Source organism: Haemophilus sp. THUN1692 (assembly GCF_059704395.1).
The window spans coordinates 944,349-958,366 of sequence record NZ_AP046579.1 but is presented as its reverse complement, the minus strand read 5'-3'; the positions used below and the strand labels follow the sequence as shown (position 1 = coordinate 958,366).

The following is a 14,018-nucleotide window of genomic DNA, read 5'->3' as shown; positions in this document are numbered from 1 at the left end:
TATTATTTTAACAAAAGTTTTTATTTAAAAGAGTGCATAATGAAATTACAACAATGGGTTAAACAATATCAACTAGGTTTACTTTTTTAGCAAGGTCAATTTGGTTTAGAAAAGGAAAGTCAACGTATTGACGATAAGGGAAATATTGTGACGACGCCTCATCCACGTGTATTTGGTAATCGTTCTTATCATCCCTATATTCAAACAGATTTTGCCGAAAGCCAGCTTGAGTTGATTACGCCACCAAATGCTAAACTGGAAGATAGCCTACGTTGGCTTTCTGCAATTCATGAGGTGGTGCTGCGTTCTTTACCTGTAAATGAATACATTTTCCCATTTAGTATGCCTGCGGGATTACCACCAGAAAATGAGATTCAAGAGGCGCAGCTTGATAAACAGGAAGATGTGGAATATCGAGAGCATCTGTCTAAACAATATGGCAAATACAGGCAAATGGTAAGTGGAATTCATTACAATTTCCAGTTGTCACCCGAATTTGTGAAAGCTGTATTCCTGTTGCAAGATGAATATGTTCGTCTTAAAGATTTTCAGAATGCTTTATATATGAAATTGGCTAATAATTTTCTACGCTATCAGTGGATCTTAGTTTATTTACTTGCAGCAAGTCCTATAGTGGAAGCAAATTATTTTTCTCGAAATGGCGTACTGAATTTTCCTTTGAAAGAGGGGCAGTTAGTACGTAGTTTACGTTTTAGTCCCTATGGTTACGTTAATTCATCTAATGTTGTGGTGAATCATGATAACCTTGAAAATTATGTAGAAACATTAGAGTTTCAAGTTAAATTTGGTCATTTGATTGCAGAAAAAGAATTTTATTCTAATGTTCGTTTACGAGGTTCGAAAAAAGCTCGTGAATTGCTAGAAAAAGGCGTTCAGTATGCAGAATTTCGTTTGTTTGATTTGAATCCACTTGAGCCATATGGTATCAGTCTAGATGATGCAAAATTTATTCATATTTTCTTATTAGGAATGTTATGGCTTGATGAGACAAGTGGTCAAAAAGAAGTAGAGCTTGGTAAACAAAGATTATATCAAGTATCTCTTGAAGATCCTCGTGAGCAAACAGCATTTAGAGAAGAAGGTGAAGCAATATTAAGCCAAATTATTGATATGTTGAAAATTATCAATGCAGATGAAAGAGCGGTTAAAATTTCGGAAGAAAAATTGGTGCAATTGGCAGAACCAAGTCTAACAGTAAATGGAAAATTGCTCAAAGCGATTGAGCAGGAGGGAAGTTATAAAGCCTTGGGGGTAAAACTTGCGAAGCAATATAAAGCTCAAGCTTTTAAATGTTTTTATGCTTTATCTTCATTTGATAATACGGAACTCTCCACTCAAGCTTTATTATTTGATTTAATTCAAAAAGGTGTTACGACTGAAATTTTAGATGAGAATGATCAATTTCTTGCGCTTAAATTTGGTGAACACCTTGAATATGTTAAAAATGGTAACATGACTAGTCATGATCAATATATCTCTCCATTGATTATGGAAAATAAGGTAGTGACAAAGAAAGTATTATCAAAGGCTGGTTTTAATGTACCAAAAAGCTTGGAATTTACATCGATTGAACAGGCCGTTGCACATTATGCTTTATTTGAAGGACGCGCTGTCGTTATTAAGCCAAAATCCACAAATTATGGTTTAGGTGTCACAATTTTCAAACAGGGTGTGACACATCGAGATAATTTTGTCAAAGCGATTGAAATTGCTTTTCGCGAAGATAAAGAAGTGATGGTTGAAGATTATTTAGTTGGTACAGAATATCGCTTCTTTGTTTTGGGGGATGAAACGCTTGCAGTGTTATTATAGCCAGCCAAAAGTCTGGCTATAAAAACCATACGCTATGCGTATGGAGCCAAATAGCTTAAGCGATGAACAGAAAAAATCCTCGCTATATAATGAACAAAGCTGACAACCAAAATTCAACATATAGGAGGATTATCATGGTAAGTAAAACCAGTGACGATTCAAGTCTATCACACACAAAATGGAACTGTAAGTATCACATTGTATTTATCCCGAAGTATAGAAGAAAAGCAATTTATGGAAAGTTAAGAGCAGATATAGGTCAAATATTGAGGCAGTTATGTGACTATAAAAATGTGGAGATAATAGAAGCGCATGCAATGCCAGACCATATCCATATGCTCTTAAAAATCCCAGCTAAAATATCAGTATCAGGTTTTATGGGCTATCTGAAGGGGAAGTCAGCGCTGATGATTTTTGAAAGACACGCGAACTTAAAATATAGATATGGAAATAGGCATTTCTGGGCGAAAGGATTTTTTGTAAGCACAGTAGGGTTAAATACAAAAGTGGTAGAGGATTATATAAGAAACCAAGAAAAAGAAGATATGGTTCAAGATAATTTATCAACGAAAGAACATGTTGATCCCTTTAAGGGGTAATCAAGGAAATAATTAGATGCGGTTGTCAGTTCTCACAAGCCCCTTAAGTGGCTTGTGAAGTATAGGCTCTTATAGGGGCCTAAAAACCGCACGTTTTACGTGCGGATTGTTATTGTGTGTACCTGCAAATGTTATTGGTGATGGAAAGAATACGGTGCGTGAATTGGTCGAGATAAAAAATGCAGATCCTTTACGGGGAGATGGTTCTCGTTCACCTCTCAAAAAGATCGCTTTAGGTGACATAGAATTATTACAGTTAAAAGAACAAGGATTAATACCTGATAGTGTACCTCAGGCTGGTCAAATTGTGCAGTTACGTGCTAATTCTAATATTAGTACAGGTGATGATTCTATTGATATGACTGATAAAATGCATGAGAGTTATAAACAGATTGCTGTAGGGGTTGCTCGTGCGATGGGGGCTAAAGTTTGCGGGGTCGATTTAATTATTCCTGATTTAACAAAACAAGCTGAACCATCCTTAAATTCCTGCGGAGTGATTGAAACTAATTTTAATCCAATGATGATGATGCATATTTTCCCTTATCAAGGTAAATCAAGAAGATTGACTAAGAATGTCATTAAAATGTTGTTTCCAAATATAGAAATGTAGTATCAACTTAAGTTAAGAGATAAGAAATTATCTGCACCCCAAGAGTTGGATTAAACAAACCAACAATTGAGGTACAGATTTTATTATAGGTATAAACACTACACAATCGAATTTAAATTACAGGTTCTCCAATCTATTCTGAATTGAAAAATGAGTATCAGAGAAGCGGCTAGTTTTTATAATATTCCCTCAGACACATCAGTTAGAACCTAGTTGAAATGCATTGAAAAAATGGCATAAATAGGCTGATTCCTTGTAACCTATTAGGACGACCATCTATGAAATAAATATGCCAAAATACCTTCTTCTAAAACGGAAGAAGACTGCTTATGTTTGATAATTTTACAGCTGGAAGCGAAGATAGCTTATTTAAAGGGGGTGAGAATACTCTGATTTTAGGACGAAATCGAACAACGGAAATTATCCAAACGCCAAAGAATTAAACAAAGCTTGTGGTGTCATTTTACATTCAGCTCAAGGCTGGCAGTATTAAATGGCGATTTATCGTCGAATCTTGGCTGAACATGGCATCATTCAAAAGTAGGTCGAGAAAAGGGAGTTGCTTCTTGGACAATGCCGCGATGGAAAGTTTCTTTGGGCGATTAAAAACAGAATGTTTTTATGGCTTGGAATTTACAGTAGAGAAGAGATAGTTGATGCCGCCAAGGATTATTTGGATTACTATAATCATCGACGTCAACTAAAATTAAAAGGACTGAGTCTAATATAATATCGAAAACAATTCTTTAAATAACAGTCTAACTTTCTTGGGGCAGATCAATTTAGACCGCATTTTTGTTTGATTAAGCTTTTTTCAAAAACTCAGATTTCAACATGATTTTGCCGCAATCGACGTTATGATCGCCATTTACTAAGCGGATGTTTTTGAATTTTTTACCTTTTTTCAATACTTCTGATGAACCTTTTAATTTTAAATCTTTAATCAAAAGTACATCATCGCCATCTACAAGCAAATTCCCATTGCTGTCTTTTACGATGAGTTGATCTTCATCGGATTCTTGAATTTCATTATTATCCCATTCATTACCGCAATCAGGGCAAACAAAATTAATTGAATCGTGGTAAACGTATTCACTTTGACATTTTGGGCAATTAGGCATTTGATCCATTGGGTTTTCCTTCTTGATTACATATAATAGGCGCGCGAGTATAGCAAAAAAGATGTCTTTCTCCAAAGCGTGAAAGTTTTTGATGAATTTTTGAGGAAAATGTATGAAAAAACAAATTCTTGCCTTAGTTTGTGGCGTAATGTTTAGTAGTTCAACTTGGGCGCACAATTTGCAATTAGACCAATCTTTACCATCGGTCAAAGTGAATGAGTATGGTGAAATTGTACTTTCTGGAAAAGATACTGCGTTTCAACCTTGGGGTTCTGCTGGGTTAGCAGGTAAAGTGCGTGTAGTTCATCATTTGGCTGGTAGAACTGCAGCAAAAGAGAAAAATCAGCCAATGATCGATGCGATAAAAGCATCTCATTTTAATCCTGCAAAATACCAAACAACGACCATTATTAATGCAGATGATGCGATTGTTGGTACAGGTATGTTTGTAAAAAATGGTGCACAAAAAGGAAAACAGCAAAATCCACATAGCCAGGTTGTATTAGATGATAAAAGTGCGGTGAAAAATGCTTGGGGATTAAATTCTAAAGATAGCGCAATTATCGTGTTAGATAAAACGGGAAAAGTAAAATTTGTGAAAGAAGGAAAGTTGTCTGATAGCGATATTCAGGCTGTTATTTCACTAGTGAATGGATTGATTAAATAATGTAATACAAAGTAAAAATTCCTAAGCCTTTCGACTTAGGGATTTTTTTAATTCTGATGGCGGAGGAATAGGGATTCGAACCCTAGGAGGGCGTAAACCCTCGCCGGTTTTCAAGACCGGTGCCTTCAACCACTCGACCATTCCTCCGTGATTGATGTCCGTAGTATAATGAATATTTTATTGATGTAAACAGAAATCTCATGATTTAAGTTTAGGTGATGATAATTTATTCATTTTGATGAAATTAATTCTATCAATACCATTGACTTTTTTAACTCTACCCCTTACTTTACAGGAGACTTTTTACTTATTTTACAAGGAGCTTTTATGCAATCACGTCTTATTGTGGATGCTCAGCAGGAATCGCTACTCAGCACACATAAAGTGTTGCGTAACACGTATTTTTTATCGGGATTAACAATGGCATTTTCAGCGGTTGTTGCGTTTATTTCAATGAGTCTAAACTTGCCATATCCAAATATTATTGTGTTATTAGTGGGTTTTTATGGCTTACTTTTCTTAACAAATAAATTAGCTGATCGTCCTGCTGGTATTTTGGCGGCCTTTGCTTTCACAGGATTTATGGGATACACCATCGGGCCAATTTTAAATATGTATGTGGCACGTGGAATGGAAGATTTGATTATGCTTGCATTCGCAGGAACTGCAATTGTGTTCTTCGCATGTTCAGCCTATGTGTTAACTACGAAAAAAGATATGTCATTCTTATCAAGCGCAATGTTCGCATTATTTATTGTGCTATTGCTTGGTATGGTGGCAAGTTTCTTCTTCCAAATTCCTGCATTATCAGTCGCAATTAGTGCATTATTTGTTGTGTTCTCTACAATGACTATTTTGTATGAAACGAGTAATATCATCCATGGTGGTGAAACGAATTACATTCGCGCAACCGTTAATATTTATGTTTCAATCTACAATTTATTCTTGAGTTTATTAAGATTACTTTCTATCTTCTCAAGCGATGAATAATGATTGAATTTTGACATTGTAACCCCACTTTTCAGTGGGGTTATTTTTTGGAATAGGCAATGGAAAAACAAATTTTTGAACATGCAGTCAACGTTGAGGAAGAACAATATCAGCCTAAGCAAGAGTTTCATCATGTAGAAACAAAGCTGGATGAACCCTTGGAAGGGGAATTACTTGATGCTCAACTTGAGCAGGCATTGAAACCAAAATCAGGTTTTGGAAAAACGGTATTAAAATTTACCGCACTTTTATTTGGTGCGGCGACATTTGCGCAATCCATCCAGTGGATTTGGGATAGCTATCAACAACATCAATGGATTTATCTTGCTTTTGCTTTAGTTAGTTTAATTGTCATTTTATTGGGGATTAAAGAGATTATTGGCGAGTGGCAACGTTTAGTTCGTTTAAAAAAACGTGAGCAATTGCAACAACAAAGTCAGCAGATTTGGTTAGAAAGTGCAGTAAAAAATGGCGATGTTTTTTCTGTTCATAACGCAGAAAAAAGTAAAGTTCTTTGCTTAGATATTGCAAAATCTCTACGTTTGGAAAATGATTCTCCAGCGGTAATTCAATGGCAACACCAATTAAATGAAGCTTATTCTGCGCAAGAAATTACTCATTTATTCAGTCGTAATGTTTTGTCTACTTTTGATGCACAAGCTAAAAAATTGATTAGTAAAATGGCTGCTGAATCAGCTGTGATTGTCGCGATTAGTCCACTTGCTGTAGTTGATATGTTTTTTATTGCGTGGAGAAATCTTCGATTAATGAATAGGATTGCTGACATTTATGGGATTGAATTTGGGTATTTTTCACGCATTCGATTGTTAAGAATGGTATTGGTCAATATCGCTTTTGCTGGGGTAACCGAAGTGGCACAAGATATTGGAATGGATTGGCTTTCTCAAGATATAACAGCAAAGCTTTCTGCGCGTATAGCTCAAGGAATCGGTGTGGGATTGATCACTGCTAGATTAGGCGTGAAAGCAATGGAGCTTTGTCGCCCATTAGCATTTCAATTAAATGAAAAACCAAAGCTTTCACATATTCAACAGGAATTACTTAGCTCGGTGAAAGATATTGTTCTCGGTAAAAATAAAATTTACAAAAAGGAGCAAGTCTGATGAAAATTGAGGTTGTTTATCAACATAGCGATTTTATTATTATCAATAAGCCTGAAGGTATTAGTGTTCATAAAGATCAAGAAGAACAAGGCTTAACAGAACTTGTTGCAAAACAACTGAATATACCTCAAGTATGGTTGGTTCATCGCTTGGATAAAGTGACGTCGGGTCTATTAATTTTGGCACTGAATACTGAAAGTGCGGCTGAATTTTCACGACTTTTTTCTGAACATAAAATTCATAAAACGTATCTGGCATTAAGTAACCAAAAGCCTAAAAAGAAACAAGGTTTGATTATCGGGGATATGAAGAAATCCCGAGATGGCGCATGGAAACTTTGCCAAACAAAAGACAATCCCGCAATTACGCGTTTTGAAAGTGTAAGCTGTGAGCCTAATTTACGTTTATTTATTTTAAAACCAAAAACGGGGAAAACTCATCAATTACGCGTTGCGATGAAAAGTTTAGGTAGTCCGATTTTAGGCGATGAACTTTATGGTAAAAATACTGAAAAAATTGACCGCACTTATTTGCATGCTGTCCAATTGGAATTTGATTATTTGAATGATTTTATTTCGGTAACTTGTTTACCCTCTCAAGGTCAATTTTGGATTAAATCCAGTGTGTTTGCACAAATTAAGGCTTATCTGGCAAAGCCGTTTTTATCAAAATAGAAATCTCTGTATAATAAAGACAATTTTACTCTTTAATAGGAACAAAAATGAAATTTATCTCTTTTAATATAAATGGTTTACGTGCTCGACCACATCAACTTGAAGCTATTATTGAAAGATATCAGCCAGATGTAATCGGCTTGCAAGAAATTAAAGTTGCTGACGAGGCTTTTCCTTATGAAATTACAGAAAACTTAGGTTATCACGTATTTCATCACGGTCAGAAAGGTTACTATGGCGTAGCATTATTGACAAAACAAGAGCCTAAAGCGGTTCGTCGTGGTTTTCCAACAGACAATGAAGATGCGCAAAAACGCATTATTATGGCTAATCTCGAAACTGATTTTGGTTTGCTAACTGTAATTAATGGCTATTTCCCTCAAGGGGAAAGTCGTGCGCACGAGACAAAATTTCCAGCTAAAGAGAAATTTTATGCAGATCTTCAACAGTATTTAGAAAAAGAACACGACAAATCGAATCCTATTTTAATTATGGGCGATATGAATATTAGCCCAAGTGATTTAGATATTGGTATCGGAGATGAAAATCGTAAACGTTGGTTACGCACAGGTAAATGTTCTTTCTTACCTGAAGAACGAGCGTGGTATCAACGTTTGTACGATTACGGATTAGAAGATAGTTTCCGTAAACTGAACCCGACAGCAAATGATAAATTCTCGTGGTTTGATTACCGTTCTAAAGGTTTTGATGATAATCGAGGTTTACGAATTGATCATATTTTAGTAAGTCAAAAATTGGCTGAACGCTGTGTCGATGTGGGCATTGCACTAGATATTCGAGCAATGGAAAAACCTTCTGATCACGCACCGATTTGGGCTGAATTTAAATAGGAAAGCGAAATGGATATGGCAAATTGGCAGAATTATCGTTCTACCGTGAACGGTATGCCTGCCGTGTTTACCGCAAATATTGAAGATGTTGAAAAATATCACGGTAAAGAGCTCGATAAAATAGTGCAATTCACTATCGCTTATAAGGCAGATGATAAAAGCGGTTTGCCCTCAGAAGTTGAATACGATAAGTTAATTAATCGTGTATTTAAAATTCTGGCGCAATTAACCGCACTTCCGAATGTATTTTTTGCGGGACATTTTATTTGTAATTCCCAAGCGAAAATGCATTTTTATTGTGAGCATGAAAATCTTGTAGTAGAAACCTTACAACAAATTGATTTTGTTAAAGATATTAATGTACAAAAGGATTTAAGTTGGGATACTTATTTTGACTTTTTGCTTGCTTCTCCATTAGAGATTAAATTAAATGCAACGGAAGAGTTACTTGATTTACTGAAAAATAAAAGTCGTGATTTAAGTGATACCTATCTGGTGGAGCATAGTTTTCATTTTGATGAAGAAGAGAAAATGTTTCCTTTCATGGATGAACTTAGTTTAGGGGATTATTCTTTCACGACATTACAATATTCCGCACAAGCTATTCAGTTTAATGAAGATGATGAACCTTATTTCTTGGTGAAATTAGAGCAAGAAATTTCATTAGATAATGGTGAAATTTTTGAACAAGTAGAACGGTTTGAAAAACTGGCTGGACAATTTGCGGGAGAGTATATTGGCTGGGAATGTGATTCTTTAATGGATGCGAACAAGCAGTTGAATTAGGTGTTTGCACATTCACAAGTCATAAAAAGAGAGATATTTATCTCTCTTTTTTAATGTAATTTAACTTTTCGGCGCATTTTACGCATTAATAAAAATACCCATGGCCATAGTATTCCCGACGCTAAAGCCCCAAAGATTTCTTGCCAGTTAAAAAATGCGGTATGCAGGGAGAATTCGACTAAGAAAATAGCTAATCTGACAATAAACACAAACGCAATCACTAAAAGACTTTGAAACCAAAGCGATAAATTTCTGAGTACCAGATAGTTTTTTGCCACAAAATAAATTGTCATAGAAAGGACTAGGGCATGAATACCCAATGTAGAGCCTAGGATTAAATCCCATACCAGACCTAATAAAAATGCCCATCCAATACTGACTTTATTTGGAATAGCCAGAACCCAGTAAAGTAAAACGAGAACTAACCAAGCAGGCTTAAATGCCTGAAAACCAAGTGGCCAGGGTGCGAGTTCTAGCACTAATGCCACCACAAAGAAACTCAAAATAGTGAGCCATTGTAAAATAAAGCGAGTTTGCATTAATCTTCTTCCCTATGTTCTTGTTGTTCGGACGGTACAGCTTCTTCATTTTGTGGTGCATCAGTTGGAATTTCAGGTTCAACCGTTGATTTATCCTTATTTTCTTGAAGATTATCGTCTGTTAATGGGGCTTTTTTTACCTTGTAATCAGCTTCATTTGCTTGGCTTTCTAAACGTTTTTGCACTAAATTACGCACTTCTTCTGGAGACATCGATTTTACTTTAGACATATCTAAATTGCTCGGCCAAAGCAGCAATACATAGCGTAAGCGTTCAAGGGCGGCGAGAGGTTTAGCTTTAACCGTTGCAAAGTAATTTGAACCATCGCGTGACACGCTTTGTACAACCGCTACTGGATAGCCTTCAAGGAAACGGCCACCAAGACCAGACGTTACAAGTAAGTCGCCTTTTTCGATATCCACAGAACGAGGTACATTATCAAGAGTTAGCTCATCAGTATGCCCAGTTCCACTTGCAATGACGCGAACATCGTTACGTAGAACTTGTACTGGAATAGAATGGGTGACATCAGTTAAGAGTAATACTCGGCTCGTGTTCTCCCCCACAGAAATAATTTGACCAATAACGCCTTTTTCATCAATTACAGGCTGGCCTACATATGCACCGTCTTTTTCCCCTTGGTTAATAACAATTTGTTGACGATAAATATCTGTTTCTGCAGTTAAAATTTCTGCAATCTTTTTGTATTCATCTGTGCGTAAAGGGGAGTTTAACAATAAACGTAAACGCTGATTCTCAACTTTGAGTTGATCTAGTAAAAGTAAATCTGCATTTTTTTCACGTAATTGTTCGCGTAACACTTTATTTTCGATTTGTAATTTACTGGTATCTACTAAATTATCTGATACCCCATCTAATACTGTACGAGGGCTATTGGCAAGATAATAGAGACCACCCACTGCAGTTTCCATGGCACTGCGAGCTTTAGTCATTGAATTAGTTTGACCATCAGCTAAGATTAAAGAAAGGGAAGCTGCTATAGCTAATAATAATCGAATGCCAAGCGGGGGGGCTTTACCGAAAATAGGCTTCATTAAGCGTCCTACGTTGAGATAAAAAGATTAAAAGGAAAAGTGCGGTCATTTTAACCGCACTTTTTATTTTTGTTCTAAATTAAATTTCGTCACTAAAAATGTCGCCACCGTGCATATCGATCATTTCTAATGCCTCACCGCCACCGCGAGCAACACAGGTTAATGGATCTTCTGCGATAATTACTGGAACGCCAGACTCTTTAGAGAGAAGCGTATCAATATTACGCAATAGTGCACCACCACCAGTTAACACCATACCTCGTTCAAAAATATCAGCAGCGTGCTCTGGTTGACATTCTTCGAGTGCAGTTCGAACAGCCGCAACAATACCATTTAATGGCTGTTGGATAGCTTCTAAAACATCACGTGAGGTTAAGGTGAATGAACGAGGTGCCCCTTCAGCAAGGTTATGACCATGCACTTCCATTTCTTTAATTTCATCACCTTCTTGAATATAGGCTGTACCGATTTCTTGTTTGATACGTTCTGCTGTTGGTTCGCCGATAATAGAACCAAAAGTGCGACGAACATAAGAAATAATTGCTTCATCAAAACGGTCACCACCAATACGAACTGAAGAAGAATATACGATACCGTTTAAGGAAATAACAGCGACTTCAGTTGTACCACCACCGATATCAATTACCATAGAACCAACTGCAGTAGAAACAGGTAATTTAGCGCCGATTGCGGCTGCCATTGGTTCTTCAATTAAATATACTTCACGCGCACCAGCACCGATTGCGGATTCTTTGATTGCACGACGTTCCACTTGTGTTGCACCAGCAGGAACACATACCAGTACACGAGGGCTTGGACGCATAAAATTACCGCTGTGAACTTGTTTGATAAAGTATTGCAACATTTTTTCTGTAACAAAGAAGTCTGCGATAACACCATCTTTCATTGGGCGAATGGCAGCGATGCTTTTCGGTGTACGCCCAAGCATTAATTTTGCTTCTTTACCTACTGCCGCAATACTTTTTAATGTGCCAACACGATCTTGGCGAATTGCGACAACAGAAGGTTCATCTAAGACAATACCTTGTCCTTTGACATAAATTAATGTATTGGCTGTACCCAAGTCGATAGAAAGATCGTTTGAGAAAAGTCCACGAATTTTTTTAAATAACATAATTATTCCATTCTAAAATCAGAGTTAATTTTGTTTGGCTGAAAAAGTGAAATTATTTCACAGCCAAGCACGCAAAAAACTTTGCTAAATGTACCAAAAAATGTGTTGAAATTACAGTTGTTTTTCGTGTTTTTTATATTAGTTGCCACTGACCTTTATCTTGCAGCGTCAGTTGTTGCTGATGTAAAGATTTCAACGTTGAACGGTGGCCAACACTGATTAGCGTGGTTTTTGGTAGCTCTTGTTTTAATAGTTGATACATCGCAAATTCTAAACCTTCATCCATACTTGCTGTGGCTTCATCTAAGAAGGCTACGGCAGGTTTGTGTAGAATCAAACGAGCAAATGCCAAACGTTGTTGCTCTCCAAGAGAAAGAATACACGTCCAGTCTTGTTCTTTTTCTAATTGTTCAGCCAAATGTCCCAGTTGCACTTTGTTTAATATTTCTACCGCTTGAGTATGTGAAATATTGTCGGGCTTATTGGGATAAGTTAATGCCGACATCAAATTTCCTTGTGGCACATAGGGTTTTTGCGATAAGAAAAGTTGACTGTTTGTTGGGCTACTTACTTCGCCTTCTGCGTAGCTCCAAAGTCCAGCGATTGTTCGTAAAAGTGTCGTTTTCCCTGCCCCCGATTTTCCTTGAATGAGTAAACTTGTTCCTGGCGGTAGCGTAATGTTGAGATTTTCTATCAGTGTGTGACCTAATGGATTTTTAACACTTAAGTTTTTGAAAATCACATCTGTAGAATGATTGTGGATTTGTATTTGTGATTTATGATTCACCATTTCAATGGCATAGCTGAAACTGGTTAAACGATCGAGCGTCGCTTTATACCCTGCAAAACTATCGTAAGTATTGCGGAAGAATGAAAGATTTGCGTGTAACTGACCGAATACTTGTAAGGTTTGCATTAGATCACCCAGTTTTATTTGCTTTTCAAAGTAACGTCCAACTTGAATTAATAATGGAAAAACAATAGAAACTTGGCTTACAACTAAGTTAAATCCTGAAAATTTTAGTGTTCTAAACACAATGATCCACATATTATGAATGACAGCGTTGAATTGTTGATAAAGCTGATTTTTTTCGACTTTTTCGCCTGCATAAAAAGCAATGCTTTCGGCATATTCTTTTATGCGAATTAAAGAATAACGGTAGTTTGCGTTTAAGCGTTCATTAATAAAATTCAACGATATTAATGGACGACCGAGCCAAAATGCAATGAGGGTAGTGAAAATGACATAGCCAAACACTAAGAACACCATCATATGTGGAATTTCCACGCCAAGTACCATCATTGGACCGGCTAATCCCCATAACAAAATCGTGTAAGAGATTATAGAGGTGACCGCATCAATCACTCCGGTGCTTAAAGAAAGCGTGGTTTTTACATAAGATTGAACATCTTGTTGAATACGTTGATCGGGGTTATCTAGATTTTCTGATAAATACTGTGTTTTGTAATAGGCTCGATGTGCCATCCATTTATCAACAAGCTGTTCGTTAAGCCACTCAATCCAGTTGATGACGAAACGTTGCTCTAAATAATAGCTTACTAATGCTGCTGAAACAGAACTTGCGGCAATGACGCAGAACAAGCCCATTTGTTGCCAAAATACATGTTCATTAAATTCTTGCAATGATGTGTACATATTTTTGTACCACTCAGAATGTACAAGGCTGATACGTACGCTGAGTAATGTCATCGCAACAATAAGTAGAAAGAATAGGATAGGTTTTATGCTACGTTTAGGTGAAAGATAACCGCCTGCAAACATCCAAAATTGTTTTCCCCATTGGGTAAAGCGGACTAAAAGAAAAATGCCAAAATTAAAGACGATTGAGGTAATCGCGAGCGTTTGTAAAATCCAAATAAGAGAAGTAATGGCTTCTTGGCCGTAATCCATAAATATTCCATCCGAGATAAAAGTGCGGTGAAAAATAACCGCACTTTTTTGTAAAAGGGTCAAAAATTTTCGGTATTGTAGAGCCTATGCTCAATTTCGCAAGAAAAAATGTGACGAAC

General features: G+C 36.5%; 12 protein-coding genes, 1 tRNA gene and 3 pseudogenes. 10 read left to right on the top strand and 6 right to left on the bottom strand.

What is annotated here, in order from left to right; all coding sequences use genetic code 11:
* Window positions 1-39: 39 nt before the first annotated feature.
* The 4 genes and pseudogenes from gshAB to AC6H0A_RS04590 form a co-directional block, all read left to right on the top strand.
* A pseudogene (gene gshAB, locus AC6H0A_RS04605) lies at window positions 40-1,830 on the top strand (bifunctional glutamate--cysteine ligase GshA/glutathione synthetase GshB); the annotation flags it as partial.
* Window positions 1,831-1,967: 137 nt separating this feature from the next.
* The gene (gene tnpA / locus AC6H0A_RS04600) at window positions 1,968-2,432 is read left to right on the top strand and encodes an IS200/IS605 family transposase (RefSeq protein ID WP_005639541.1); all 465 of its coding nucleotides are present in this window, start codon (window positions 1,968-1,970) and stop codon (window positions 2,430-2,432) included.
* Window positions 2,433-2,535: 103 nt separating this feature from the next.
* Window positions 2,536-3,045: pseudogene (locus tag AC6H0A_RS04595) on the top strand (bifunctional glutamate--cysteine ligase/glutathione synthetase); the annotation flags it as partial.
* 460 nt (window positions 3,046-3,505) lie between these two features.
* Window positions 3,506-3,848: pseudogene (locus AC6H0A_RS04590) on the top strand (IS3 family transposase); the annotation flags it as partial.
* Here the strand turns inward: AC6H0A_RS04590 and AC6H0A_RS04585 are convergent.
* Complete coding sequence (locus AC6H0A_RS04585) at window positions 3,849-4,175, bottom strand: zinc ribbon domain-containing protein YjdM (protein WP_005639543.1); 327 nt, start codon at window positions 4,173-4,175, stop codon at window positions 3,849-3,851.
* Window positions 4,176-4,278: 103 nt separating this feature from the next.
* Between AC6H0A_RS04585 and AC6H0A_RS04580 the strand changes: the two genes are divergently transcribed.
* Window positions 4,279-4,833, top strand: coding sequence for a YtfJ family protein (locus AC6H0A_RS04580; protein ID WP_005639544.1), 555 nt, complete (start codon window positions 4,279-4,281; stop codon window positions 4,831-4,833).
* A gap of 57 nt (window positions 4,834-4,890) precedes the next feature.
* Here AC6H0A_RS04580 and AC6H0A_RS04575 read toward each other — a convergent pair.
* Window positions 4,891-4,980, bottom strand: a tRNA-Ser gene (locus AC6H0A_RS04575).
* Between the two features lie 180 nt (window positions 4,981-5,160).
* On the opposite strand from AC6H0A_RS04575, the gene AC6H0A_RS04570 reads away from it, so the two are divergent.
* From AC6H0A_RS04570 to AC6H0A_RS04550, 5 genes are read left to right on the top strand one after another with little or no spacing between them, the layout of a single operon-like run.
* Complete coding sequence (locus AC6H0A_RS04570) at window positions 5,161-5,823, top strand: Bax inhibitor-1 family protein (RefSeq protein WP_005639545.1); 663 nt, start codon at window positions 5,161-5,163, stop codon at window positions 5,821-5,823.
* Between the two features lie 59 nt (window positions 5,824-5,882).
* Window positions 5,883-6,947 carry a YcjF family protein gene (locus AC6H0A_RS04565; RefSeq protein ID WP_005639546.1) on the top strand — a complete coding sequence of 355 codons (1,065 nt, stop codon included), beginning with the start codon at window positions 5,883-5,885 and terminating at the stop codon, window positions 6,945-6,947.
* Window positions 6,947-7,621, top strand: coding sequence for a TIGR01621 family pseudouridine synthase (locus AC6H0A_RS04560; RefSeq protein WP_005639547.1), 675 nt, complete (start codon window positions 6,947-6,949; stop codon window positions 7,619-7,621). The genes AC6H0A_RS04565 and AC6H0A_RS04560 overlap by 1 nt, the downstream gene beginning before the upstream one ends.
* Before the next feature lie 47 nt (window positions 7,622-7,668).
* The gene (gene xthA / locus AC6H0A_RS04555; protein ID WP_005639548.1) at window positions 7,669-8,472 is read left to right on the top strand and encodes an exodeoxyribonuclease III; all 804 of its coding nucleotides are present in this window, start codon (window positions 7,669-7,671) and stop codon (window positions 8,470-8,472) included.
* 9 nt (window positions 8,473-8,481) lie between these two features.
* Complete coding sequence (locus tag AC6H0A_RS04550; RefSeq protein ID WP_005639549.1) at window positions 8,482-9,258, top strand: TIGR01619 family protein; 777 nt, start codon at window positions 8,482-8,484, stop codon at window positions 9,256-9,258.
* Between the two features lie 50 nt (window positions 9,259-9,308).
* Here the strand turns inward: AC6H0A_RS04550 and mreD are convergent, their stop codons facing one another.
* The 4 genes from mreD to AC6H0A_RS04530 form a co-directional block, all read right to left on the bottom strand.
* Window positions 9,309-9,797, bottom strand: a complete 489-nt coding sequence (gene mreD, locus AC6H0A_RS04545) for a rod shape-determining protein MreD (protein WP_005639550.1) — start codon at window positions 9,795-9,797, stop codon at window positions 9,309-9,311.
* Window positions 9,797-10,852, bottom strand: coding sequence for a rod shape-determining protein MreC (gene mreC / locus AC6H0A_RS04540; protein ID WP_005639551.1), 1,056 nt, complete (start codon window positions 10,850-10,852; stop codon window positions 9,797-9,799). Before mreC ends, mreD begins: the two co-directional genes overlap by 1 nt.
* A 79-nt stretch (window positions 10,853-10,931) precedes the next feature.
* Window positions 10,932-11,987 (bottom strand): rod shape-determining protein, encoded by a 1,056-nt coding sequence (locus AC6H0A_RS04535; protein WP_005639552.1) that lies wholly within the window; start codon window positions 11,985-11,987, stop codon window positions 10,932-10,934.
* A 133-nt stretch (window positions 11,988-12,120) separates the two neighbouring features.
* Window positions 12,121-13,899 carry an ABC transporter ATP-binding protein/permease gene (locus AC6H0A_RS04530; RefSeq protein ID WP_044232009.1) on the bottom strand — a complete coding sequence of 593 codons (1,779 nt, stop codon included), beginning with the start codon at window positions 13,897-13,899 and terminating at the stop codon, window positions 12,121-12,123.
* Window positions 13,900-14,018 lie beyond the last annotated feature (119 nt).